Source organism: Actinorhabdospora filicis, from assembly GCF_030269765.1.
GTDB classification, from domain to species: domain Bacteria; phylum Actinomycetota; class Actinomycetes; order Mycobacteriales; family Micromonosporaceae; genus Actinorhabdospora; species Actinorhabdospora filicis.
In genome coordinates this window covers 1,858,991-1,883,081 of record NZ_BSTX01000001.1, presented here as the reverse complement: position 1 = coordinate 1,883,081, position 24,091 = coordinate 1,858,991, and the positions used below count along the sequence as shown (strand labels likewise).

At 71.5% G+C, this 24,091-nt stretch carries 25 protein-coding genes; 16 read left to right on the top strand and 9 right to left on the bottom strand.

All coding sequences use genetic code 11. From position 1 onward, the window contains the following. Window position 1 precedes the first annotated feature (1 nt). From QSK10_RS08795 to QSK10_RS08785, 3 genes are all read right to left on the bottom strand, one after another. Entirely contained in the window at window positions 2-2,302 is a 2,301-nt protein-coding gene (locus QSK10_RS08795) for a protein kinase family protein (RefSeq protein ID WP_285662118.1), read from the bottom strand. Further along, complete coding sequence (locus QSK10_RS08790; RefSeq protein WP_285662117.1) at window positions 2,205-3,374, bottom strand: patatin-like phospholipase family protein; 1,170 nt, start codon at window positions 3,372-3,374, stop codon at window positions 2,205-2,207. Before QSK10_RS08790 ends, QSK10_RS08795 begins: the two co-directional genes overlap by 98 nt. Window positions 3,375-3,554: 180 nt before the next feature. Then, complete coding sequence (locus QSK10_RS08785) at window positions 3,555-4,028, bottom strand: Lrp/AsnC family transcriptional regulator (protein ID WP_432705303.1); 474 nt, start codon at window positions 4,026-4,028, stop codon at window positions 3,555-3,557. Between the two features lie 180 nt (window positions 4,029-4,208). Here QSK10_RS08785 and hppD point away from each other — a divergent pair, with 180 nt between their 5' ends. Beyond that, the gene (gene hppD, locus QSK10_RS08780; RefSeq protein ID WP_285662116.1) at window positions 4,209-5,378 is read left to right on the top strand and encodes a 4-hydroxyphenylpyruvate dioxygenase; all 1,170 of its coding nucleotides are present in this window, start codon (window positions 4,209-4,211) and stop codon (window positions 5,376-5,378) included. Between the two features lie 73 nt (window positions 5,379-5,451). Here hppD and QSK10_RS08775 read toward each other — a convergent pair whose 3' ends face one another. Both QSK10_RS08775 and QSK10_RS08770 read right to left on the bottom strand, forming a co-directional pair. Beyond that, window positions 5,452-5,703, bottom strand: a complete 252-nt coding sequence (locus tag QSK10_RS08775; RefSeq protein WP_349497676.1) for a DUF397 domain-containing protein — start codon at window positions 5,701-5,703, stop codon at window positions 5,452-5,454. Beyond that, window positions 5,700-6,536: a helix-turn-helix domain-containing protein gene (locus QSK10_RS08770; protein ID WP_285662115.1), complete on the bottom strand. Its 837-nt coding sequence runs from the start codon at window positions 6,534-6,536 to the stop codon at window positions 5,700-5,702. The genes QSK10_RS08775 and QSK10_RS08770 overlap by 4 nt, the downstream gene beginning before the upstream one ends. Before the next feature lie 732 nt (window positions 6,537-7,268). Here QSK10_RS08770 and QSK10_RS08765 point away from each other — a divergent pair. Then, window positions 7,269-7,550, top strand: coding sequence for a hypothetical protein (locus tag QSK10_RS08765; protein ID WP_285662114.1), 282 nt, complete (start codon window positions 7,269-7,271; stop codon window positions 7,548-7,550). A 53-nt stretch (window positions 7,551-7,603) separates the two neighbouring features. Here the strand turns inward: QSK10_RS08765 and QSK10_RS08760 are convergent, their stop codons facing one another. Further along, the gene (locus QSK10_RS08760; protein WP_285662113.1) at window positions 7,604-7,849 is read right to left on the bottom strand and encodes a hypothetical protein; all 246 of its coding nucleotides are present in this window, start codon (window positions 7,847-7,849) and stop codon (window positions 7,604-7,606) included. A 28-nt stretch (window positions 7,850-7,877) separates the two neighbouring features. Continuing rightward, on the bottom strand, window positions 7,878-8,141 hold the full coding sequence (locus QSK10_RS08755) for a hypothetical protein (protein ID WP_285662112.1): 264 nt from the start codon (window positions 8,139-8,141) through the stop codon (window positions 7,878-7,880). Between the two features lie 157 nt (window positions 8,142-8,298). On the opposite strand from QSK10_RS08755, the gene QSK10_RS08750 reads away from it, so the two are divergent. The 4 genes from QSK10_RS08750 to QSK10_RS08735 all read left to right on the top strand — a co-directional run bounded on the left by QSK10_RS08750 (window position 8,299) and on the right by QSK10_RS08735 (window position 12,192). After that, window positions 8,299-9,168 carry an RDD family protein gene (locus tag QSK10_RS08750; RefSeq protein WP_285662111.1) on the top strand — a complete coding sequence of 290 codons (870 nt, stop codon included), beginning with the start codon at window positions 8,299-8,301 and terminating at the stop codon, window positions 9,166-9,168. After that, window positions 9,146-10,216, top strand: a complete 1,071-nt coding sequence (hisC, locus tag QSK10_RS08745; RefSeq protein ID WP_285662110.1) for a histidinol-phosphate transaminase — start codon at window positions 9,146-9,148, stop codon at window positions 10,214-10,216. The genes QSK10_RS08750 and hisC overlap by 23 nt, the downstream gene beginning before the upstream one ends. Before the next feature lie 188 nt (window positions 10,217-10,404). Continuing rightward, window positions 10,405-11,475 (top strand): ArsR/SmtB family transcription factor, encoded by a 1,071-nt coding sequence (locus QSK10_RS08740; RefSeq protein WP_285662109.1) that lies wholly within the window; start codon window positions 10,405-10,407, stop codon window positions 11,473-11,475. Between the two features lie 138 nt (window positions 11,476-11,613). Beyond that, window positions 11,614-12,192 carry a flavin reductase family protein gene (locus QSK10_RS08735; protein ID WP_285662108.1) on the top strand — a complete coding sequence of 193 codons (579 nt, stop codon included), beginning with the start codon at window positions 11,614-11,616 and terminating at the stop codon, window positions 12,190-12,192. 1 nt (window position 12,193) lies between these two features. Here the strand turns inward: QSK10_RS08735 and QSK10_RS08730 are convergent, their stop codons facing one another. Further along, entirely contained in the window at window positions 12,194-13,588 is a 1,395-nt protein-coding gene (locus QSK10_RS08730) for a class II fumarate hydratase (protein ID WP_285662107.1), read from the bottom strand. 336 nt (window positions 13,589-13,924) lie between these two features. Here QSK10_RS08730 and QSK10_RS08725 point away from each other — a divergent pair, with 336 nt between their 5' ends. Genes QSK10_RS08725 through QSK10_RS08705 form a run of 5 tightly spaced genes read left to right on the top strand, consistent with a single transcriptional unit; the run spans window position 13,925 to window position 19,223 of the window. After that, a complete protein-coding gene (locus QSK10_RS08725) occupies window positions 13,925-15,052 on the top strand; it encodes an LPXTG cell wall anchor domain-containing protein (RefSeq protein ID WP_285662106.1) in 1,128 nt (375 codons plus the stop codon). Continuing rightward, the gene (locus QSK10_RS08720; RefSeq protein ID WP_285662105.1) at window positions 15,049-15,813 is read left to right on the top strand and encodes a hypothetical protein; all 765 of its coding nucleotides are present in this window, start codon (window positions 15,049-15,051) and stop codon (window positions 15,811-15,813) included. Before QSK10_RS08725 ends, QSK10_RS08720 begins: the two co-directional genes overlap by 4 nt. Beyond that, window positions 15,806-16,882 (top strand): CbiQ family ECF transporter T component, encoded by a 1,077-nt coding sequence (locus tag QSK10_RS08715; RefSeq protein ID WP_285662104.1) that lies wholly within the window; start codon window positions 15,806-15,808, stop codon window positions 16,880-16,882. The genes QSK10_RS08720 and QSK10_RS08715 overlap by 8 nt, the downstream gene beginning before the upstream one ends. Next, complete coding sequence (locus QSK10_RS08710) at window positions 16,879-18,471, top strand: ABC transporter ATP-binding protein (protein WP_432705302.1); 1,593 nt, start codon at window positions 16,879-16,881, stop codon at window positions 18,469-18,471. Before QSK10_RS08715 ends, QSK10_RS08710 begins: the two co-directional genes overlap by 4 nt. Continuing rightward, window positions 18,468-19,223 (top strand): ECF transporter S component family protein, encoded by a 756-nt coding sequence (locus tag QSK10_RS08705; protein WP_285662103.1) that lies wholly within the window; start codon window positions 18,468-18,470, stop codon window positions 19,221-19,223. Before QSK10_RS08710 ends, QSK10_RS08705 begins: the two co-directional genes overlap by 4 nt. On the opposite strand, the gene QSK10_RS08700 is transcribed toward QSK10_RS08705, so the two are convergent. Continuing rightward, window positions 19,216-19,614: a MarR family winged helix-turn-helix transcriptional regulator gene (locus QSK10_RS08700; RefSeq protein WP_285662102.1), complete on the bottom strand. Its 399-nt coding sequence runs from the start codon at window positions 19,612-19,614 to the stop codon at window positions 19,216-19,218. The genes QSK10_RS08705 and QSK10_RS08700 overlap by 8 nt on opposite strands. Window positions 19,615-19,699: 85 nt before the next feature. Between QSK10_RS08700 and QSK10_RS08695 the strand changes: the two genes are divergently transcribed. From QSK10_RS08695 to QSK10_RS08675, 5 genes are all read left to right on the top strand, one after another. Then, entirely contained in the window at window positions 19,700-20,143 is a 444-nt protein-coding gene (locus QSK10_RS08695) for a MarR family winged helix-turn-helix transcriptional regulator (RefSeq protein WP_285662101.1), read from the top strand. A 46-nt stretch (window positions 20,144-20,189) separates the two neighbouring features. Continuing rightward, window positions 20,190-20,834, top strand: coding sequence for a maleylpyruvate isomerase family mycothiol-dependent enzyme (locus tag QSK10_RS08690; protein WP_285662100.1), 645 nt, complete (start codon window positions 20,190-20,192; stop codon window positions 20,832-20,834). 105 nt (window positions 20,835-20,939) lie between these two features. After that, window positions 20,940-21,353 carry a hypothetical protein gene (locus QSK10_RS08685; RefSeq protein WP_285662099.1) on the top strand — a complete coding sequence of 138 codons (414 nt, stop codon included), beginning with the start codon at window positions 20,940-20,942 and terminating at the stop codon, window positions 21,351-21,353. After that, a complete protein-coding gene (locus QSK10_RS08680; protein ID WP_285662098.1) occupies window positions 21,350-21,709 on the top strand; it encodes a YciI family protein in 360 nt (119 codons plus the stop codon). The genes QSK10_RS08685 and QSK10_RS08680 overlap by 4 nt, the downstream gene beginning before the upstream one ends. 819 nt (window positions 21,710-22,528) lie before the next feature. Then, window positions 22,529-23,770, top strand: a complete 1,242-nt coding sequence (locus tag QSK10_RS08675) for an RNA polymerase sigma factor (RefSeq protein ID WP_285662097.1) — start codon at window positions 22,529-22,531, stop codon at window positions 23,768-23,770. Window positions 23,771-24,091: the final 321 nt, after the last annotated feature.

The window sequence follows — 24,091 nt, the reverse complement described above, 5'->3', positions numbered from 1 at the left end:
GTTACTCCAGCCGCCGCACCCGCTCGGCGGCCAGGCACGCCCGCAGGAGCCCCGTGCGCACGCGCGGGGCGTCCAGCCCGCAGCGGATCACGTAGAACAGCACCAGGTTGATCAGCGTGACCGCGCCGGCGTAGACCCACACGTCCTTCAGGACGCCGAAGTAGATCAGCAGCCCGATCCACCAGCAGTTGAACGCGTAGAAGGCCGCCGTCGAGGTCCATCCCCGGATCGCGCGGGCCCCGTAGACGTCCGAGCGGTCCTCCTCGCCGACCGCGCGGGGGACCGTGGTGAGCCCCTTGTCCAGGGCCCGCTTCAGCGCCAGCTGCGCGAACCGCGCGCACATCAGGTTGCACAGGAACGTCGCGGTGATCCCCAGCGCGGTGCAGATCGGCCACCAGTCGCGGTCGATGAGGGTGGGGCTGACGGTGAGCACGAACGGCACCAGCGTCATCGCGCGCATGCCGATCTCGGCGGCCACCGCCCGCCGCCAGAGGGGGCGGTCGTTGCGCGAGGCGATCAAGGGGCTGACCCCGGCGAAGACGTTCTGGTAGTACTTCGCCCCGGCGAAGGCGAAGCTCAGGCACACCATCCGCGCCGGGAGGCTGTTCAGCGGCTCGTCGTGCGGGTACCGGAGGATGTCGTCGAAGCCCGGCAGGGTGTCCCGGGAGGTGCCGGTGACCAGCTGGATGAGGTTGATCAGCCGCGTGTCCCAGCTGAAGCCGATGTCGCGCGTCCAGTACATGATGATCAGGGTCGCCGCGACGAAGAACGCGTAGGCGCTGACCATGGACCACTTCCGCAGCCGCCGCAGCTCCGGGTCGCGCCGCCCGGCCGAACGCAGCCGCCGGTTCTGCGCCCACAGCCGCCGCTGCTCGGCCGGGACGCCGGACAGCGGCCGCGCCAGCTCCCGCAGGTGCGCGTACCAGGGCGAGTTCGGGCCGGGACGCCCGCCGCGCCGCGACTCGCTCACCATGGTGATCTCGTCGAGGAGGATCCGGCACAGCCGCAGATAGCGGCCCGCCCGCTCGCCCCCGCCGGGCTCCTCGGGTTCCGGGGGCTCCCGGGCATCGGGGGGCTTGTCCGTCTCGCCGGCCTCCTCGATGACGAGGAGCCGCTTGGCCGGGTCGCGGTCCACCAGGTCCTCCAGGAACCGCGCGAGCCGTGGCGCCTCGGCGTAGAAGGCGTCCGGGACGGTCCCGTCGGGAGTGTTCGCCCCCGCCCCGGCCCGGATGAGCAGCTGCCCCAGCGAGTACAGGTCGGCCCCGGCCAGGTCCCGCCGGTCGGATCCCAGCTCCGGAGCGGTGAAGGCGGTGTCCTCCCCGCGCCCGGGGATGCGGTGGGTGTGCAGGTAGTTCGGTCCCAGGTCGATGAGGGTCAGTTCCGGGGTCACGCCGCCGTTGTCGACCAGGACGTTGGACATGGACAGGTCGCCGTGCCGCAGACCGGCCCGGTCCAGCTCGTCCAGCGCGGTCAGCAAGCCCTTCCCGACGTCCTGGAGCAGGTCCAGCCGCAGTCCCGGACGAGTGGGGCGGTGCCCGGCGAGGTGGGCGTCGAGCTGGACGCCGGGCACGAAGTCCATCAGGATCCAGCTGTCGGCACTGGCCCGGACCTTCGCGGTGTGCTTGAGGACGGCGACGGCGACGGTGTCCCCGTTGCCGCGCGGTGTCGTGTCGGCCTGGTAGGCGACCGTCGCCCGCGCGATCGCGGGGATGCGCAGGTAGGGGTAGAGCAGGCACTTCAGAACCGCGTCGGAGGTCTCGCCGCGCTCGCGGACGGTGAGGATCACCGAGGTCGTGCCGTGCCGGTGGAAACGGAACTCGCCCAGGCCGCGCCAGCGCACCGACAGGCCGGTGGTGAGCCGGGCGGCGCCGGCGCGGCGGCCGTCGGGGTGCCGGACCGACTCGGGCAGCGCGCCGGGCTTGTAGATCGCGGTGACGGCGTCCTGGACGCGCGGGTCGGCCACCAGCGGGACGCAGTCGCGGGCGCAGTCGTGGGTGTAGGAGGTGCCCATGCGCACGCTCTCGGAGTGGCGCAGCCCGATGAGCGTGAGCATCACCAGCCCCAGGTATCCCCGCAGGGGGTCGTCGGGGGTGTCCGCCCACCAGGACCGGAGGCGTTCGATCACCCCGTCGGCGTCGGTGACCAGCCGGTCGTAGAAGGCCGCGGAGTCCTGCGGCAGGTCGGCCAGCGCGAGCCGCCAGTCCTCATCCGTCCAGGCCGCCAGGGCCGCCGGGCTTTTCGGCAGCCTGTCGCAGGTCGTGATCAGCGTCCGGACGCGGGAGACGGGACGGGGTGGCGCCATGCTCTCTCCTGACGAACGTGAACCGGGGCAGGGCCTGGACCCCGCCCGACCGCACGGTGGAGGGGTCGAGGCCTTCGATGGCGCAGCACATCAGCTCGTAGCCCTGGCGGGCCCCGGCGATCAGGTGGCCGAGCCGGATCTCGTGCCGTTTGACCTCGGTCATGTGCGACAGCGGGGCGAGGTCGAGGACGTAGGGGGCCTCGCCGGGCTCGCGCATCCGCTGCTGGAGGCGGACCCGGTCGACCCGGTAGCGGCGGACGGCGTCGAGGTAGCCCGAGCCGAGGCCCTTCTGGAGCTTCTCCAGGTGCCGGTGGGTGAGCCAGTGCATCAGGTTGAGCCGGGGTCTGGGCGGCTGGATCGGCCGTGTGCTCAGGGACAGGACGTGCGTGCAGCCGTCGTTCAGGGCGAGCTGGAAGGGGTGGGCGGTCAGGACGCCGCCGTCGACGGCCCGGAAGTCCCGGAAGCGCGTGGTGCCGCGGATGGCGACCGGCAGCCACATGCTCGCCCGCAGCGCGGCCATCACTTCGTCCCCGGAGGCGTATTTGGCGACGGACTCGGTGCGCAGCTCGTCCACGTTGGTCATGGTGATGTGCACCGGGACGGGCGAGTCGACCAGCGCGGCCACGTCGAGTGGTTTGACGCGCGAGACGATGTGGCCGAGGGCGTAGTCGAGGTTGAGGATGTTGCCGCCGAAGGCGCGGCGGAAGTCGACGAACTCGCGCGTGCCGAGGTCGTCGAAGTAGATGGTGAGCGGGTACCAGGTGTCGCCGCCGACGTAGTACGCGCAGTTGATGGCGCCCGAGGAGGTGCCGAAGATGACGTCGAAGGACGTGTAGGGGATGCCCAGGTCCTCAAGCGCGGCCAGCATCGCCGCCGAGATGACGCCGCGCATGCCGCCGCCTTCGACGGCCAGGCCGATGCGGAGCCCGTCCGGGCGGTCGCCGGGGACGCCGGGGCGCTCGCGGCGGGCGCGGAGGGCTTCGAGGACGGGGTGATGGGGGTGCCAGGGCATCTCACCGGGCATCCTGTCGGCCGGCCCGCCGGGCATTCCATTGGGCGCTGCGTCGTTCATCCGTCCCCCACCCCGTCGTGGCCCCGATGAGCGGCGGCCCGGGTCGCGTCCGGGCCGGAATCGGTCCATTGTAGATGGAATGGGCGATCTTGGGCGGCCCCGGTTTTGCGCCATCTGAGGCCGCGGGGCCGAGGACCGAGGGCAGGGGCAGAGGGATGGTGAGCGGGAAGGGAAAGCGGGTCAGTTGCGGACGGCGGCCTCCACGAGCAGTCCGGTGCGGTAGCGGACCTGTTCGGCCAGGGCGATCACGGAAGAAGCGCGCAGGACGCCCTCGTAGCCGACGATCTGGTCGATGACGCGCTGGAGGTCGGCGTTGTCGCGTGCGACGACGCGGGCGACGATGTCGCCGCCGCCGGTGACGGTGTGGGCTTCGAGGACTTCGGGGATCCCGGCGAGGTGGCGTCCGACGCGGTCGTGGCCGCCGGCCTGGCGGATTTCGAGGGTGACGAAGGCGGTGACGCGGTAGCCGAGGGCGGCCGGGTCGATGTCGGGGCCGTAGCCCTGGATGACGCCGCGGGCGACGAGTTTGTCGAGGCGGGCCTGGACGGTGCCGCGCGCGACGGCGAGGCGGCGGGCGCATTCGAGGATGCCGATGCGCGGCTCCTCGGCCAGTAGGCGGATCAGGCGAGCGTCGAGGACATCGATGGCACTCACTGCCGTAACAGAGCCCATAGCCGTAACAGGTCCGGGACTGGTCATGTTGACCAGCATACGGGCGGGTACGGCCGTCAGATCGTACAAGTTGACCATGTGAATGGTGACGTGTTGCCCAGTGTGCTGGGGGTACGCGATCCTTCGCTCGTAACCGGACGAGGAACGCGAGGAGGCGGATCCATGACTGCTGTTGAACCCGAGATCAGCGAGGCCGTGCTGGTCGGCGCCATCGAGCACGACATCAGCCAGGACCCGTTCCCCATCAAGGGCTGGGACCACGTGACCTTCCACGTGGGCAATGCCAAGCAGGCGGCGCACTACTATTCGACCGCCTTCGGCATGAAGCTGGTCGCCTACCGCGGGCCCGAGCAGGGTTACCGCGACTACGCCGAGTACGTCATGGTGTCCGGTGGGGCGCGCTTCGTGCTCAAGGGTGCGGTTCATCGGAACGCCCCCGGCGCCGAGCACCACACGATTCATGGGGATGGCGTCACCGACGTCGCCCTGGAGATCCCGGACGTCGACGCCGCTTATGCCTATGCCATCAAGCAGGGCGCGCGGAGCCACACCGAGCCCACCACGCTCAAGGACGAGCACGGCGAGATCCGCTACGCCGCGATCCACACGTACGGCGACACGATCCACTCGCTGATCGACCGGTCGGCGTACAGCGGGCCGTTCCTGCCCGGCTTCGTGGCGCGTCAGCCGATGGTGGAGCGCACCACCGGCCCGAAGCGCTACTTCCAGGCGATTGACCATGTGGTCGGGAACGTCGAGCTCGGCAAGATGGACGAGTGGGTCGAGTTCTACAAGCGCGTCATGGGCTTCACGAACATGGCCGAGTTCGTCGGTGATGACATCGCGACGGAGTACTCGGCGCTCATGTCCAAGGTCGTCGCGTCGGGGACGCGCAAGGTGAAGTTCCCGCTGAACGAGCCGGCGATCTCGAAGAAGAAGTCGCAGATCGACGAGTACCTGGAGTTCTACGAGGGACCCGGGCCGCAGCACATCGCGCTCGCGACGAACGACATCCTGGCTTCGGTGGACGCCATGCGCGCGGCGGGTGTGGAGTTCCTCGACACGCCCGACTCGTACTACGACGACCCCGAGCTCCGCGCGCGGATCGGTGAGGTTCGGGCTCCCATCGAGGAGCTGAAGAAGCGGAAGATCCTCGTGGACCGGGATGAGGACGGGTACCTGCTCCAGATCTTCACCAAGCCGCAGCAGGACCGGCCCACGTTCTTCTATGAGCTCATCGAGCGCCACGGCTCGCTCGGGTTCGGCAAGGGCAACTTCAAGGCCCTGTTCGAGGCCATCGAGCGCGAGCAGGACGCCCGCGGCAACCTGTAGGGCCGGGGTAGGTACGGAGCTTTAAGACACAGGGAGAAGTCCCGGGAACCTCATGGTTCCCGGGACGCTGTGTTTAGCGGGGGTCGAGCTCCCCGCGCTTCAGGTCGGCGAGGAGACCCCGCCACTGGGGGACGGTGAAGGTGAGCAGGGGGCCTTTGCGGTCTTTGGTGTCGCGGAGGGCGACGCCCGTGAGGTCGGTCAGTTGGCCGACCTCGACGCAGTTGCCGCCGGAGCTGCCGCTGCGGCTGCTCTTGCGCCACCCGCCGACTTCCACACAGTTACCGCTGCTCGAACCGCTGCGGCTGCTCTTGCGCCACGCGATCACAGTTTGTTCCTCTCGGCGATGATCAATTCCCGGGAAGCCTGCACGTCAAGGCACGCTTCTAGGAGGCGATCATACGATCGGACCAACCGATCGACCGCTTCTCCTTCTACGCACAACTCCCCCGCACTCGTATCCGCGAAGCCGACGACTGGGTACGGCCTGACCATCGTGTACACGGCGAACGCACCTGACAGACCGGCATGGGCGGCCACATCGACGGGCAGCACACGTAGCTGAATGTTCGGCCGCTCCAGCGCCATGACCAGGTGATCAAGTTGCCGCGCCATCACCTCAGCCCCACCGATGCGGCGTGTGAGGGCCGAATGGTCGATGATGCCGTCGAAGCGAAGTGGCCGATGGCCCATCACGACCGCCTGCCGGTTCATGCGCACGTCTACCCAGCGCTCGATCTGCTCGTCTGGGGCATCGGCGTCGAGGGCGCGAATGACGATCTCGGCGTACTCGCGGGTTTGCAGTAGGCCGGGAGCGAGTATCGGCTCGAACGATGCGATGGTCGTGGATCGATCTTCGATCCAGGCGCGATCCATGAGGGTGCTGGCGATCTCGCCGCGATAGCCATCCCACCATCCTGCCTGCGCCACATCCTTGTGGATGAACTCCAAATCGGCCCGCCGGTGTGGGTCTTTGAGGCCGCACATCTCGAAGAAGGCCTGCAGCATTGCGTCGGTGATGTGTACCTCGCCGAGTTCCATCCGCGTGACGGTGGTGGCGTCGCGCGACAGGTACGTGCCAGCACCTCTCGCACTGAGCCCGGCGTTCATGCGAAGACTGCGGAGTTCCTGCCCGAGCCAGATGGCTCGGATCGTCGGCACCCTCGCCAAGATCGCACTCCCTTCCTGCTGGCGGCAACACGCAGGCTGATCATGTCTGCAGTGTTGCATCAGTGAGAAAGGTCATGATATACAACGAGTGAGCGATAAAGTGAGGGCGGTAACGTCATCGCGAAAGTTGCTCATAAACGACCGGGACGGGCTCCTCATGGTTGGTAGCCCTGGACCCGTCCCGGTCCCCAAATCGAAGAAAGGAGATCCCTATCGAGTAGAGCTTTCGACGATCATCATCAGTCTTGCACGCGTGATGATCGTTTGTCACCTGCCATTAGCCCGACCGTGCACGCGGTGGGGGCGAGCACGGCCTTGCTGTCGATGATCCATTCCCGGGATCGAAACTCCCCAGGCAGGTGACGGCACATCCCCGGAGGACCGGGCGGGCAGCGCACCGACCATTCCCAACGCGCTGCAACTGCATTCGCCCGGTCCTCCCCATCACGCACACCTTGGGGGATCACCGTGCGCTCTTCCGAACCCTGCCCAGACCAGTCCGCCGAGTGGCACCGCTGGTGGGCCGCCATCCTCAGACACCACACCCACGCGGGCGACTCCGTGTGCTCCTGCGGCAAGCCCGTGGCGACTTGTCTGATCCGAGTGAAAGCCGTCGAGCGCGGCGTCCTCGCGTCCCTAACTGCCTGAAGACAGAAACGAGCCACCCCGCCTAAAGCCTGGACAGCTATCGGGGTGGCTCCTCCACACGAAGGACAAGCCTCCATGCTGCTCCATAACCTAGCCGACCTACCGCCGCTCGTCACCGCACTGGGCGGCGCGTCGTCCACGATCATCACGGTCGGCGTCCTATCTCTCCTCGAACGAGGCCGACGCCGGTACCGGTGCACGACATGCCAACTCGTCGGTTCGCTGATACGCCGCTCGCTCGCCGCCGGGATGTCGACGCTTCACCCCCGCTCGCGAGGCCGCCACCGGATGTGGGATCTGTTCGAGCACCAGTCCGGGATCCGCTCCGACCATCACCACCTGACCCGGCGCAGCTAAGGGACACCCCCGGGACCGGGCACGGTCCCGGGGATGCCCGGCTACCTACACGCTCAGCGCACCCACAAGTCCCAGTGCCTCGGAGTCACCGGCTCACAGTGGTACTGCCGCCACGACCCGTCCATCTGCCCCTGATGCCCGATGTACCCGCAGAACTGGTCACTCCCGTACCAGCCCTCCCAGGTGTACGGACCCGCCCCGGTCCCGGCCTGCGCCGACCCCGCCACGCCGCCGACCACCGCGGTCGCCGCCGCCAGCGCCAACGCCGCACGCGCGGCCCACTTCAGCTTCGTCCCCATGACTCATCCCCCCGTGTTTGATCCGGCCTCAGTACAGAACCCACAGGTTCCAGTCGACGGCACTCTCTTCGCAGTGCCACTCGCGCCAGTTCCCCTGCGCCTTCCCGGACAACCCCGCCTCGCGGCAGCCCGCGTAGGTCCAGTAGTCGTCATAGAACTCGTACCCCGGCGGGACGACGTGCTGCGGCCCCGCCGGCGCGGCCTGCGCCGTCCCGGCGACGGCCATCCCCCCGAGCGCGATGGCCCCCGCGAGCAGTCCTCCGGCCAGTCCCCGTGTCACCAGCTTGCGCATGATCCCTCCCGTGTGACGGGTGCCTCCCGTCACGCCCTCCTGTCTACCGGCGGTCCTCACCCACACCCACCCGGACCGGCGGAAACGGCGGAAACACGGCATGATCGAGGAACCGACCCCAGGGAACGATCAGGAGGGCCCTGACACAATGGCGCGGGTGAGCAGTATCGAGCCCGGCTGGTACCGGGATCCCGCCGCACCCGAAACCCAGCGGTACTGGGACGGCGAGCAGTGGATCGGCGCCGCGCTGCCCGCCGACGCTCCCGCGCCCGACGGCCCACCCGCCCCGGAGCCCGAGCCCGTCCCGGTCCCCGGCACCGCCACTTCCACCAGTGCGAACAGCGAGCCGGACCCCAGCTGGGCACCCCCGCGTCCCGACGTCACCCCCATCGACCGCCGCCCGCCCACGGGCTATCAGCCCGGCGCCGGACCCGCCGCTCGTCCGGGGACGCCCTTCGGCATGCCCGAGACGAAGATGCGCGGCGTCGTCCTGGCCACCCCCGGCCAGCGGCTCGTCGCCCGCCTCATCGACATCGTCGCGATCCTGCTGCTCATCGCCGTAGTCGACGGCTACTTCATCTTCCAGTTCATGCAGGAGGTCTGGCCCCAGGTCGAGGCCGCCGCCCTGAACGGCGAGACCACCTACCCCCTGAAACTCAGTGAACGAGCCGGGCAGCTCCAGATGACGATCATCCTCGTCGCCCTCCTGCTCTGGTACGTCTACGAGGTCCCCATGACCACCTACACCGGTCAGACCCTGGGCAAACGCATGGTCGGCATCAAAGTCGTCCCCGTCTACGGGCAGCCGATGCGGATCTTCCCCAACAGCCTGCGCTGGTCGTTCATGGCCCTCCCCTTCTTGATCCTGATCTGCGGATGGATCATCCTCGTGGCGGACGCACTGTGGTGCCTGCGCGACAAGCCGCTGCGCCAGTGCCTGCACGACAAGTCCCCGGGCACGGCGGTGATCCTCGCCGGCTCCATCCCCACCCAAGGAGACCCCGATGGCCAACCTGACCCGCGCTGACCTCGAAGCGCTGCCGAAGTACGTCCCCGGCCGCAGCCCGGCCGACCTCGCCCGCGAGCTCGGCATCGAAGAGGCCATCAAACTCGCCAGCAACGAGGTCCCCTACGGACCCCTGCCCGGCGTCGTGGAAGCCGTCACCGAGGCCGTGACCAACGTCCACCGCTACCCCGACATGGGCGTCCTCGCCCTCCGCGAAGCCCTCGCGGCCAAGCTGGACGTCCCGGTGGACCGAGTCGCCACCGGCTGCGGCTCCGTGGCCCTCTGCGAGCACCTCGTCAAGGCCACCGCCATGCCCGGCGACGAGATCATCTTCTCCTGGCGCTCCTTCGAGGCCTACCCGATCATCGCCGCCACCGCCGGCGTGACCGCCGTGAAGATCCCCAACACCCCCGTCCACGGTCACGACCTGGACGCCATGGCCGCCGCGGTCACCCCCCGCACCAAGCTCATCCTGGTCTGCAACCCGAACAACCCGACCGGCACGTTCCTGCGTCGCGAGGAGATTGAGCGCTTCCTCGACACCGTCGGCCCCGACGTCCTGGTCGTCCTCGACGAGGCCTACCGCGAGTTCGTCACCGACCCCGGCGTCCCCGACGGCATGGACTTCGCCGACCGCCCCAACGTCGTCGTCCTGCGCACCTTCTCCAAGGCCTGGGGACTGGCCGGACTCCGCGCGGGCTACCTCGTCGCCGCCCCCGAGGTCGCCGACGCCGTCCGCAAGGTCATCACCCCCTTCTCCACCAACGCCTGCGTCCAGGCCGCCGCGCTGGCCGCCCTGCGCGCTGAAGAAGAAATGGCCCGCCGGGCCGCCCTCGTCATCGCCGAGCGCGACCGCCTCACCGCCGCCGTCCGCGAGCTCTTCGCCGACGTGCCCGAGTCGCAGGCCAACTTCGTGTGGCTGCCCCTCGGCGACAAGTCGGTCGACTTCGCCAAGCACTGCGAATCCAACGGCGTCATCGTCCGGCCCTTCGCCGGTGAAGGCGTCCGCGTCACCGTCGGCACCGCCGAGGAGAACGACGTGTTCCTTAAGGTCGCCGCGGCCTTCTAGCCCGGCCTCAGACCAGACCAGGCCAGATCAGATCAGACCAGATCAGAGCGGCACGGGCCCGGGGGAGACTCCGGGCCCGCATCTGATCAATCACGCCTGATCACCCACCCCTGACTACCCGTCTCTGATTACCCACCCTCGACTAGTCACTTCTGACTGATCACTCACCGCTCGGGCCGGAGGCACCGGTGATCACCTTCCACCTCCCCGCCTCGGCCGTCGACCGCCTCGCCTTCGCCTACTCCCCGGCCCTCGAAGCGGTCCTGAGCCTGCACGTCCTCATCGAACCCAAACACCACCCGCTCCAGCACGAATGGGTCCGGCGGATGCGCGGTCTCTCACCCACCCTGAAACGCGAGATCGCCGCCTTCGGCTTCGTCTACCGCTCCCACTTCCCGGCGTTCTTCTACCCCACGCCCACCGGGCCCTTCCCGGGCTTCGCCGACGAACTGACCCGGCTGCGCGCCTTCACCCCCGAGGTCCTGGCCTTCGAGTTCACCGAGACCTTCGCCGCCACCCGCGATCCCGCGCGCCTGAACGATCCGGCCGCGCGCGACCGACTCCTCACCCGCGCGGCCGAGCTGGCGCCCAAGAGCCTCGACCTCGTCCGCCTCGTCCTCGACGAGCCGCACACCGTCCTCGACCGCTTCCTCGACCTCCTCACCGGCTACTGGGACGAGGCCTTCGGCGAGGAATGGGCCCGGCTGGAGAAACTCCTCGCCGCGAGTGTCGCCGAGGCCGGGACGACCCTGGCCGCCCACGGGCTCTACCCGTTCCTGCGCGGCCTGCGTCCCGAGATCCGCGCCGACGAGGCCGCCGGGCGCTTCTGGCTCGACCGCCGCCACGAACACGACGTGACGATCGGGCCCGATGAGCGGTTCACGCTCGTCCCCAGCTTCCACGCCTGGCCGCACGTCCGCGTCAACTGCGACCGGCCGTGGCCGCCCACCCTCGTCTTCCCCATGGCCCGGCGGCCGCGCCCCCCGGTGCCGCCCGAAGACCTGCTGCGGGTCCTGCGCGCCCTCGCCGACGAGACGCGCCTGCGAGCCCTGCGGCTCATCGCCGAACGGCCGCGCAGCACCCAGGAACTCGCCCCACTCGTCGGCCTGAGCGAGGCCGCCCTCTCCCGGCACCTGCGGCTCATGGCCGAAGCGGGTGTGCTGACCACCGAGCGGAGCGGCTACTACGTCCTCTACCGCCTCGCGCCCGAGCCGATCGACGTCGTGGTGGACGGCCTGCGCGGCTACCTCGAAGGCTGACCCCCTTCCCTTACACGGCAACCGATGTCGCATGTTCCGAATCAGTTGATCACCGCCCTCGCGCGTGGGTAGCTTCCGAGCCCCCGGGGATCCCGTCATCCCCGGGGATCTCACCCCTCAAGCCCTGAGTGAGGACCGATGGCCCATCTCGTCGTGGAACCGCGCAGCTTCTACTTCGGCACGCCCGTCGTGCTGATCAGCTCCCTCAACGAGGACGGCTCGCCCAACCTGGCCCCCATGTCCTCGGCCTGGTGGATGCGCCGGTCCTGCATGCTCGGCCTGAGCACCCGCGCGGCCACCGCCCGCAACCTCATGCGCGAACGCGAATGCGTGCTGAACCTGCCGTCCTGGGAACTCGGCGACAACGTGGACCGCCTCGGCGGCACCACCGGCCTGAACCCCGTCCCGGAGTCCAAAGTGGAGCTCGGCTACCGCTACGAGCCCGACAAGTTCGGCACCGCGCAGCTCACCACCGCGCCCTCCGACCTCGTCAAGCCGCCCCGGGCCGCCGAATGCCCGGTCCAGCTGGAGGCCGTGGTCGAAAACGTGCATCCCTTCGGGGACCCCGATGCCGACATCGTCAGCATCGAGGTCCGGGTCGTGCGGGCCCACATCGACGAGGCCATCCTGGTGCCCGACCAGCACCACTACATCGACCGGGACCGGTGGCGCCCGATCATCTTCAGCTTCGGCGAGTTCTTCAACCTCACCGCCTGAGCTAGACCGTCCCGGTCATCCGCAGCACGTCCAGGGCCTCGTCCAGCTCGGCCTCCGTCAGCCGCCCCTCGGCCACGTGCCCGCGCTCCAGCACCACCTCGCGGATCGTCCGGCGCTCCTTCAGAGCCTGCTTGGCGATCGCCGCCGCCTCCTCATAACCCAGGTACCGGTTCAGCGGCGTCACGATCGACGGGGAACCCTCGGCGTACTCGCGCAGCCGCTCCTCGTTCGCCTCCAGCCCGGCGACGCAGCGCTCGGCGAAGACCGCCGACACGTTCGCCAGCAGGTTCACCGACTCCAGCAGGTTCTTCGCGATCACCGGCAGCATCACGTTCAGCTCGAAATCCCCGGCCGCGCCCGCGAAGGCGATCGCCGCGTCATTGCCGACGACCTGCGCGGCGACCTGCCGGACGGCCTCGGCCAGCACCGGGTTCACCTTGCCCGGCATGATGCTCGAACCCGGCTGGAGATCGGGGATCCGCAGCTCGGACAGCCCGGTGCGCGGGCCGGAACCCATCCAGCGGACGTCATTGGCGATCTTGAACAGCCCGACGGCGATCGTGCGCAACTGCCCCGACAGCTCCACCAGCGCGTCCCGCGCGCCCTGCGCCTCGAAGTGGTTGCGGGCCTCGGTCACCGGCAATCCCGTGCGGGAGGCGATCAGCGCGATCGTGGCCGCGGCGAACCCGGGCGGCGTGTTCACACCCGTCCCGACGGCCGTGCCGCCCAGCGCCAGCTCCGCCACGCGCGGCAGGCTGCTCCGGACGCGCTCGACGCCGTAGCGCACCTGGGCGGCGTAGCCGGAGAACTCCTGCCCGAGGGTGACCGGGGTGGCGTCCATCAAGTGCGTGCGGCCGGACTTGACCGTCCGCGACCACTCCGCCGACTTCGCCTCCAGCGCGCTCGCCAGCGTCGTCAGCCCCGGGATCAGCTTGTGCACGGTGGTGTCCACGGCGGCCAGGTGCATCGCCGAGGGGAACACGTCATTGCTGGACTGCGAGGCGTTCACGTGGTCGTTCGGGTGCACCGGACGTCCCAGGCGGGCCGTGGCCAGGGTCGCGATGACCTCATTGGCGTTCATGTTGCTGGAGGTGCCCGAACCGGTCTGGAACACGTCCACCGGGAAGTGCTCGTCGTAGGTGCCCTCGGCGACCTCGTCGGCGGCGGCGCCGATCGCGGCGGCCATGTCGGCGTCCAGGACGCCCAGCTCGGCGTTGACCGCGGCCGCGGCCGACTTCACCCGGGCCAGCGCGGCGATGAGCGCGTGGTCGAGACGCTGCCCGGAGATGGGGAAGTTCTCCACCGCGCGCTGCGTCTGGGCCCGCCAGGCGGCCCACGCCGGGACCGCGACCTCGCCCATGGTGTCGTGCTCGATGCGTACGTCCTCGTCGCTCATGCGTCCATCGTGCCGCAGTGTCCGGTCCGCCGGTGCGCGAACGCATCGGCTGAGCTGCGGGTTCGTCGCATGGGTGATCAAAGAGACAAGCCGGCCGACCAGGTTGACAGGCGTGTTCGCAGGTCGAGAGACTGTTGACCACAATTTCATCTTCGGCCCGCGGGGGAAGTCCGGTGCGATTCCGGCGCTGACCCGCAACGGTGTGCGTCCCATTCGGCGGCGCGAGCCCGAGTACCCGCGTTCCGTCCCACTCGTTCACTCCTCCCGTCGCGGCAGCGGGACGGAACGGGCCTCACGCGGTCCTTTCTGTGCCCAGGCCGCGGAAAGGCCCCTCGCATGCTCCGCCGTTCCCTCGCCGTGGCCGCCGTCACGGGCGCGATCACCACCGCCTTCCTGGCCGCGCCCGCGCAGGCCGCCGAGCCGGTGCCCGCCGCCAAGGCCGCCGCGTCCTGGCTGTCGACCCAGCAGCCCGCCATCCCCAGCTTCGGCCTCGACCACGCCCTCGCGCTGGTCTCGGCCGACGTGGCCTCGGACAAGGCGAAGGCCCTCGTCGGCGCCTTCGACTCCAAGACCGCGCTGGAGGCCTACGTCAAGGACGCCAAGACCGGCGCCTACAAGCCCGGCGCGCTCGGCAAGGTCATGCTCGCCGTGGAAGCCGTCGGCGGCGACGTCCACGCCTTCGGCGGCACCGACCTGGAGCAGACCCTGCGCGGCCTGATCGCCCAGGACGGCAAGCTCACCGGCGCCGGCACCCCCAACGACCAGGGCCTGGCCGTCCTCGCCCTCGGCAAGACCACCGGCGGCGCGCCCGCCGCGACCGTCACCGCCCTGGCCACCGGCCAGTGCCCCGACGGCGGCTTCGGCTGGGACTGGGGCGGCGCGAACTGCTTCTCCGACATCGACGCCACCACCCTCGTCGCCACCGCGCTCGTCGCGCAGAAGTCCCCGGCGGCCACCAAGTCCCTCGACTACGTGGAGAAGGCCCAGAAGGCCGACGGCGGCTTCGCCGACTCCTACTCCAACGTCGAAAACGCCAACACCACCGGCATGGCCGGGCAGCTCCTGCGCTCGGCCGGGCGCACCGCGTCCGCCGACAAGGCCGCCAAGTTCCTGCTCACCCTCCAGGTCGGCTGCTCCGCCAAGGAGAGCGAGCGCGGCGCCATCGGCTGGAACGAGCCGGCCGTGGACGACATGACCGCGATGGCCACCGCCCAGGGCGTCCTCGGCCTCACCGGTGAGGGCCTCATCGAGCTGAACGCCAAGGACGACACCACCGCCGTCGTCGGCCTCGACTGCTCCACCAAGCCCACCCCGACCACCCCCACCACCAAGCCCACCAACGTGGCGAAGGACCCCCTCGCGAAGACCGGCACGTCCCTCGGCGTGGCCATCGCCGCCGGTGCCGCGCTCGTCGGCGCGGGCGCCGTCCTCGTCCTGGTGAACCGGAAGCGGGCCCGCCGGTGACCTCCCCACGGCGACTGTCGGCGGCCCTGGCCGCCCTGGCCCTGTGCGCCACAGCCGGGACGGTGATCGCCGCCCCGGCCGCGCAGGCCGCGTCCTGCCGTGAAGGCGGCGGCGTGACGGTCGTCGTGGACAACGGTGGCGGCGCGCAGACCTCCTGCGCCAACGGCGATCCGGGCAGTGGCCTGGCGGCTTTGTCGAGTGCCGGTTTCGGCTACCGGCAGAACTCCACCAAGCTGGTGTGCAGCATCAACAGCACACCCGGCGACTGCCCGGACCCGCCGCCCACCAACAAGTACTGGTCCTACTGGTACGGCTCGCCCGGCGGCTCGTGGACCTACAGCCCCAAGGGCCCCGGCACCCGCAACCCCAAGCCCGGCGACGTCGAGGGCTGGGCCTACGGCGCCGGGAAACCGCCGTCCATCGCGCCCCCGGCCGAGCAGCCCGCGCCCAAGCCGCCGCCCAAGACCGAGGACCCCAAGCCCGGCGGCGACCCGGCCAAGCCCGGCCAGACCGCCACCACCGAGCCCGGCCCGAAGGACCCCGCGTCGCCCTCCAGCCCGGGGCCGTCCACTTCGGACGCTCCCGCGGACTCGGCGGCGGCCTCCTCGTCGGCGGCCTCGGGTGAACCCGGCATCAACGCGGACAACGCCTCGGCCTCCTCCGGCACCGGCACGGTCAGCTGGATCCTCGGCGCCGTCGCCATCGCCGCCCTCGCCGGTGGCGCGGTCTGGCAGATCCGGCGGCGCAAGACCAGTGAGTAAGCGGCTCCACCCGGTCGCGTGGTGGGCATGGGCGCTCGGGCTGGCCACCGCGGCCAGCCCGGTCACCAACCCCTGGCTGCTCGCGCTGATCGTGGCCGTCGCCGGATTCGTCGTCGCCGCCCGGCGCGGCCCCGAACCCTGGTCCGACGCCTACAAGGTCTTCCTGCGCCTCGGCCTGCTGGCCATCGGCATCCGCCTCCTCTTCCACCTCGTCCTCGGCGGCGTCGAAGGCCCCACCGTCCTCATCGGACTCCCGCAGCTCACGCTCCCCGACTGGCTCTCCGGGATCCGCATCGGCGGGCCCGTCACCGCCGAAGGCGCCCTCGCCGCCCTCTACGACGGGCTGCGCCTGGCCGTCCTGCTCGGTTGCGTCGGCGCCGCCAACGCCCTCGCCAGCCCCCGGCGCCTGGTCCGCTCCATGCCCGCCGCGCTCTACGAGGTCAGCGTCGCCGTGGTCGTCGCACTGTCCATGGCACCCCAGCTGGTGGCCTCCACCAAACGCGTCAACCGCGCCCGGACCCTGCGCGGCGACACCGATCGCGGACCCCGGCACCTGCTGCGCGCGGTCGTCGCGCCCGTCCTGCACGACGCCCTCGACCGCTCCCTCGCCCTGGCCGCCGCGATGGACACCCGCGGCTACGGGCGTCCCGGCACCGTCTCGAAAACCGCCCGCCGCCTCACCGCCGCGCTCATGCTCACCGGCGTCCTCGGCATGTGCGTGGGCGCCTACGGCCTGCTCGCCAGGGAATCCACCGGCCTCACCGGCGGGCTCTTCCTCGCCCTCGGCGGCGCGCTCGCCGTCACCGGCATCGTGCTGGCCGCCCGCCGCGTCCCGCGCACCCGCTACCGGCCCGATCCCTTCGGCTGGCGCGAATGGGCGGTGACCCTGTCCGGCGCGGTCGCCGCCGGGGCCGTCATCGCCACCCAGGCGCTGGACCCCGGCGTCCTCAACCCGCCCGTGACGCCTTTGAGCGTGCCGGGACTGCCGCTCTACGCCGCCCTCGGCGTGCTGGCCGCCACGCTCCCGGCGTGGATCGCGCCCGATCCGAACAAGGAGGCCGCCCGGTGATCCGCTTCGAAGACGTCTCCATCGCCTACGGCACCCGGACCGTGCTGTCCCATGTGGACTTCGAGGTGCCCGAGGGCGAGCTGCGGCTCCTCGTCGGCCCCACCGGCACCGGCAAGTCCACGCTGCTGGGCGCGGTCTGCGGGCTCGTCCCGCACTTCACCGGCGGCACCTTCCACGGCACCGTCACCGTCGCCGGGCGCGACACCCGGAAACACCGGCCCTCCGAGCTCACCGACGTCGTCGGCTACGTCGGCCAGGACCCCCTCGCCGGATTCGTGACCGAGTCGGTGGAGGAGGAACTGGCCTACGCCATGGAATCCCTGGCCACCCCCGACGCGATCATGCGCAAGCGCGTCGCCGAGACCGTCGACCTGCTCGGGCTCGCCGAGCTGCGCGACCGTCCACTCTCGACCCTGTCGGCCGGGCAGCGCCAGCGCGTGGCCATCGGCGCCGCGCTGACCGCGCAGCCGAAGGTCCTCGTCCTCGACGAGCCCACCTCCGCCCTCGACCCCGGCGCGGCCGAGGAAGTGTTGGCCGCGCTGCACCGCCTCGTCCACGACCTCGGCGTGACAGTCCTGCTGGCCGAGCACCGGCTGGAGCGGGTCGTGCAGTACGCCGACACCGTCGCGCTGCTGCGCCCCGGCGTCCCCGGCATCGAGGTCGGCGAACCCGGCGAGGTGCTACTGGACGCGCCGGTCGCGCCCCCGGTGGTGCGGCTGGCGAAGCTCGCGGGCTGGTCGCCGGTGCCCGTCTCGGTCCGCGACGCCCGCCGCCGGGCGGCCTCGCTGCGGTCCTCGCTGCCCGAGCCGCCGGAACCGTCCCCTGTGGAGGGTGAGCCGCTGCTGTCGGTGCGGGACCTGACCGTCCGGCACCCGGGCGTCACCGCCGTGAACGGCGTCGGCTTCACCGTCGGGCGCGGCGAGCGGGTGGCGGTCATGGGCCGCAACGGGTCCGGGAAGTCCTCGATGCTGTGGGCCTTGCAGGGCACCGGGAAGCGCGCCGGTGGCGTCATCGAGGTCGCCGGCGCCGATCCGTCCACACTCGACCCGAAGCGGCGGCGGCGACTGGCCGGGCTGGTCCCGTCCGAACCCGCCGACCTGCTCTACGCCGAGACGGTGGCCGCCGAATGCGCCCAGGCCGACCGGGAATCCGGCGGCAACCCACCCGTCTCCTGCTGGGACCTGCTCTGCCGGTTCACACCCGGCATCGACCCCGCGGCCCATCCGCGCGACCTGTCCGAGGGGCAGCGGCTGTCGCTGGCCGTGGCCGTCGTGCTCACCGCCGCGCCGCCCGTCCTGCTGCTCGACGAGCCCACCCGCGGTCTCGACTACCCCGCCAAGGCCGCCCTGGCCACCCGGCTGCGCGAGCTCGCCGAGGCGGGCTCGGCCCTGCTGGTCACCACCCACGACGTGGAATTCGCCGCCGAGTACGCCACCCGCGTCATCGTGCTCTCCGACGGCGAGATCGTCGCCGACGGGCCCGCGCGCGAGATCGTCACGTCCTCGGCGATCTTCGCGCCGCAGGTGTCGAAGGTGCTGGCGCCCGCGCGGTACCTCACCGTCGAAGAAGTACGGGCGGGCCTGGCGTGATCGGACTGCGTCCCCGCACGCTGGTGGCGATGTCGCTGGCGCTGGTCTTCGGCGTCCTCGCCATCGGCTGGCCCCTGCTGGTCGCGCCCTCCGGCGCGCTGGCCGGCGGGCCCGCCGGGTCCTGGATGTTCGCCGCGCTGCTGCCGCTGGTCCTGGCGGTGGTGCTCGCGCAGCTGTCCGACGGCGGCATGGACGCCAAGACCGTGGCGATGCTCGGGGTCCTGTCGGCGGTGATCGCCGCGGTGCGGCCCTTCGGCGCCGGAACCGGCGGCGTCGAGACCGTCTTCTTCCTGTACGTGCTCGCCGGGCGCGTCTTCGGGCCCGGCTTCGGCTTCGCCCTGGGCAGCACCTCGATGTTCGCCTCGGCGCTGCTGACCGGCGGCGTCGGGCCGTGGCTGCCCTACCAGATGCTCGGGGCGTCCTTCTTCGCCTTCGGGGCGGGCCTGCTGCCGCGCGCCAAGGGCAAGTGGGAGATCCTCCTGCTGGCCGCCTATGGAGCCGTGGCGAGCCTGCTGTTCGGGCTGGCGCTGAACCTGTCCTTCTGGCCCTTCTTCGCCGACGGCTCACAGCTGTCGTACCTGCCCGGCGGCGGAGTCGGGGAGAACCTGAGCCGCCTCATCGCCTACAGCGTGGCGACGTCCCTGGGCTGGGACGTGGGCCGCGCGGTCACCACCGGCCTGCTCATCGCGGCCACCGGGCCGCTGCTGCTGCGGGTGTTCCGGCGGGCGGCGCGGCGGGCCGACTTCAGGTGAGGTTGGCGCACATCCGGTCCAGGGCCGCCACGCACTTCTCGTAGTCCTCGCGGTCGAGGCCGGTCATCATGCGCGCGCGGAACCCGTCCACGCCGACTTCGAGCTCCTTCTGAGTCGCGCGCCCGGTCTCGGTGATCTCGACGAGGTCGGCGACGGTGACCAGGCCGCGGCCGATCAGGTCGTCCAGCACCGACGCGAAGGAGACGTCCTCCTCGGTCCAGAACGGGGCGAGCCGGGCGGCGAGTTCCCCGGGCGCGCCGGGGCGCTCGGCGAGCGTGGTCAGCACCTGCCAGTGGCGGCGGCGCAGGCCGTGCCCGGCGAGGACTTCGTCGAAGGCGGCGGTGATGAGGCCGTCGAGGCGCTTGAGATAGAAGCCGATCGGTTTGAACACGGCACACTCCCGCTAGACTGGTTGCAGTGGAGCAAGTAGTTGTCTACTGACATGTACTTGTCGGCGAGCATATATTGGAGTCCGCGTGTCCGTCAACCCCGCCGAACAGGTCGCCCGCGCCATGACCGGCATCCGGCGCAGTCAGCGCCGCCGCGCCCTGCTGGCCAGGAACGCCCCCGGCGACCCGGCCGCCGCGCACTTCGACGTCCTCGACGCCATCGAGTCCGCCCACGAGAAGGGCGAACACGTCGGCGTCCGCGAGATCGCCCTCGCCCTCGACGTCGACCAGCCCCGCGCCAGCAAGCTCGTGTCGGCCGCCGTCGAGGCCGGGCACGTCCGCCGCGAGGCCGACCAGTCCGACGGCCGCCGCACCCTCCTCAAGCACACCGAAACCGGCCGCGAGGTCATCGCCCGCGCCACCGCCGCCCGCGAGGCCGCCATGGACCGCGCCATGACCGGCTGGAGCGAAGCGGAACGCGCGGAGTTCGCGCGGCTGCTCACCAGGTTCGTGGCGGGATTCGAGCGTTAACCGAACCGCACTTGATCACCCACGGCCACCCGGCTTCAATGACCCCATGCCGTACCTCCCCACCGACGTCCACCTCGCCCACGCCCGCCACGAGCTGGCCGCCATGCGAGCACTGCTGACCCCGCTCGACCTGCCCGTCCCCGCCTGCCCCGGCTGGACCCTGCGGGACCTCGCCGAACACGTCGGCGGGTACAACCTGTGGGTCGCCGCCGCCATCAACGAGGGACACGGCGACCTCGAACCCCCGCCCGCGCCCGAAGACGTCCTCGCGTGGTTCGACGCCAACGCCGCGCAGGAGCTGGCCGCGCTCGCGCTCGACCCGTCCACGCCCGCCTGGACCTTCGGGGACGACCGGACCGTGGCGTTCTGGCGCCGCCGCCGCTGCTTCGAGTTCCTCATCCACCGCTGGGACGCCGAGGACGCCCACGGCGCGCCCGGCCCGATCGACGCCGAGCTGGCCTGGGACGGCGTCCTGGAGGCCGTGGAGTTCTTCGCGCCGCGCCAGGTCAGGCTCGGGCGCATCGAGGCACCCGCGTACGCGGTCGAGGTGAGCGACGGCGCCCGCTCGGTGGCCTTCGGGCCCGGCGAGCCGGCCGTCCGCGTCGAGGGCACCGCCGAGGAGCTGCTGCTCGGGCTGTGGGGACGGCGTCCCCTGCCGGGTGGCGTCGACCTGAGCCACTGGACGCCCTGACCTGCCGCACCTCATCCTTTCGGCCGGATCGGCGGGAGAATGTAGCGGTGGGCGCGGCGGCTCCGAGGTACCGGTGTCAGAGCACCCCGAACCTTGGAGCACACCATGCGCAGCGAACACCTGAAGGCCCTCGGCGACCTCCTCGTCGGCACCTGGACCATCACCGGGCAGGCGAAGGGCACCACCACCTACGAATGGGCCGAGGGCGGCCACTTCCTCATCCAGCGCTGCGACATCACCCACGACGGGCACACCGGCCGCGGCTTCGAGGTCGTCGGCCACCTCCAGCCCTTCGGCGAGGAACCGCAGACCGCGATCCGCTCCCGCTTCTACGGTGCCGACGGCGCCACGCTCGACTACGAATACGAGCTCGACGGTGACATCCTGACCATCTGGGGCGGCGAGAAGGGCTCCCCGGCCTACTGCCGGTGCGTGCCCGCCGACGGCGTCATCGAGGCCGCATGGGTCTGGCCCGGCGGCGGCTACACCGCGACCCTGACGAAGGAGACCGGCCGATGAAATACCTGCTCATGGCCTACACCAGCGTCACCGGCTGGGACGAGATGGACCCGTCCTCGCCGGAGTTCCTGGAGATCTGCGCCTTCTACGCCGCGCTCGGCGAGGAACTCTCGGCCACCGGCGAGCTCGTGCTCACCGAGGGGCTCGACCACCCCGCGCTGACCCGCACGGTCCGCCGGGTCGACGGGAGGGCGGCGGTCGTGGACGGGCCGTACGCGGAGTCGAAGGAGGTCGCGGCCAGCTTCGCGATCCTGGACGTGTCCGGGGTCGAGCGCGCGCTGGAGATCGCCGCGCGGATCACCGAGGCGACCGGCGACGACATCGAGGTGCGGCCGATCGGGAGCGGGCCGGAGTGAGTTCGGGGGTGGCGGTGGGGTGGGCTGTGGGGTGAGGTTCGCGGGGGCGGCGGTTGGTAGCGGCCGAGGTGGTCGGCGAGGTCTCGCGGGGGCCGGGGCTGCCGGGGGACCGGGCCCCGCTGGCCAGGGCACCGCGTGGAGCGCGCGTGGGGCAGGCGGCGGGTGCCTGCCTCCGTGTCCGGGGGGACGGTCCCCGCGGGCCGGGGCGGTGGCGACCCGCAGGAGCAGCCGCCGACGTGGTCGGCGAGGTCCCGCAGGGGCCGGGGCGGCCGGGGGGACCGGGTGCCCGCCTCCGTGTCTGGAGGGACGGTCCCCGTCGGCCGGGGCGGCGGCGACCCGCAGGGTGGCCGCCGACGTGGTCGGCCAGGTCCCGCGGGGGGCCAGGGCCGCCGGGGGACCGGGTACCCGCTGGCCAGGGCACCGCGTGGAGCGTGTGGGGCAGGCGGCGGGTGCCTGCCTCCATGTCCGGGGGGACGGTCCCCGCTGGCCGAGGTGGCGGCGACCCGCAGGGGTAGCCGCCGACGTGGTCGGCCAGGTCCCGCTGGGGCCAGGGCCGCCGGGAGACCCGGCACCCGCTGGCCGGGCACCGCGTGGAGCGGGTGGGGCAGGGCGGCGGGTGCCTGCCTCCATGTCCGGAGGGGCAGTCCCCGCCAGCCGGGGCGGTGGCGACCCGCAGGGGCAGCCGCCGACGTGGTCGGCCAGGTCCCGCAGGGGCCAGGGCCGCCGGGGGACCGGGTCCCCCGCGGGCCGGGGCGGCGGCGCGCAGGGCGGCCGGCTTGCGGCTCGGTGGGCTTCGGGGTGGAGTGAGCTTCGGGTCGAGTGAATGTCGAGGTGGGCGTGAACTACGAGGCGGGCGTGAGCCGGGAGCTCGTCCCGGGCGTGCTCGGCGCGCTGGTGCGCCGCTACGGGCACTTCGCCGAGGCCGAAGACGCCGTCCAAGAGGCGCTGCTGGCGGCGTCCCGCCTCGCCGCTCCGCCCGAGGATCCGCGGTCCTGGCTGATCCGGGTGGCCTCGCGGCGGCTGGTGGACATCCTGCGCGCCGACGCGGCCCGGCGTGAGCGGGAGGCGGTCTACACCCGCCTCCCGGCCGGGTCCGTAACCACTTCGCGGGATGAGTCGTTGGATCTTATGTTCCTGTGTTGCCATCCCGCGCTGACCCGACCGGCGCAGGTGGCCCTGACCCTGCGCGCGGTCGGCGGGCTGACCACCGCCGAGATCGCCCGCTGCCACTTCGTGCCCGAAGCCACGATCAGGCAGCGGATCACGCGCGCCAAGGCGGCGGTGAAGGCCGCCGGGCTCGGCGCGCGCGGCGACGCCGACGCCGTCCGGGAGGTCCTCTACCTGATCTTCAATGAGGGCTACCTGTCCGGCGGTGGCGAGCTGGCCCGCGTCGACCTGACGGCCGAGGCGATCCGCCTGACCCGGATGCTGCTGGCCGCGCTGCCCGCCGACGCCGAGACGGCCGGGCTGCTGGCGCTCATGCTGCTCACCGACGCGCGCCGCCCCGCCAGGGTGGACGCCGAGGGGCTGCCGGTGCCCATGGAGGAACAGGACCGCGCCCGCTGGGACGCGGGGATGATCGCGGAAGGGACCGCGCTCATCGACGCGGCGATCACCGCGTCCCCGCCCTTCCTGCACACCCGCCTGCCCGGGCCCTACCGGCTCCAGGCGGCCATCGCCGCCCTGCACGCGGCCGCGCCCACGTCCGCCGCGACCGACTGGCGGCAGATCGCCGCGCTGTACCGGCTGCTGGAGGTGCGCACCGGCAACCCCGTCGTCACCCTCAACCGGGCGGTGGCCGTCGGGCACGCCCACGGGCCCGACGCCGGGCTCGCGCTGCTGGACGGGCTCGTCCTGGACGGGCTCCCATTCCAAGGACACCCGTTTCAAGGACACCGCCTCGCCGCGGTGCGTGCGCATCTGCTGGAGCTGAAGGGGGATCCGGCGGCGGGGGAGTCGTACCGCGAGGCCGCTCGGCTGACCACGAGCGAGCCGGAGCGGCGGTTCCTGCTGGGCCGCGCCCGGAACTTGGCGGGCACAGAGCCGGGCGGCACGGATTGAGGCCGTCCGGAGCCGGGACGCGCCCTGAACTTGGCGGGTACAGAGCCGGGTCGCCTGGAGCGGAGCCGCGTACAGAACCTCGGCGGCACGTAGCCGGGCCGCACGGAATCGGCCCGCACGCAGAACTCGGGCGGCACATAGCCGGGCGGCACGGAACCGGCCCGCACGGATCCGGCCCCCGCGCAGAACTTCGGCGCAACGGGCAGAACGGACCGGGGACGCGCTCCCCGGTCCGCTCCAGACCCAACGCCATAGCGCCTCCGTCCGTCTTCCCCTCGGCACGCAGGCCGATCACGGACGGGCGGCGGGCCGCCGCATCGC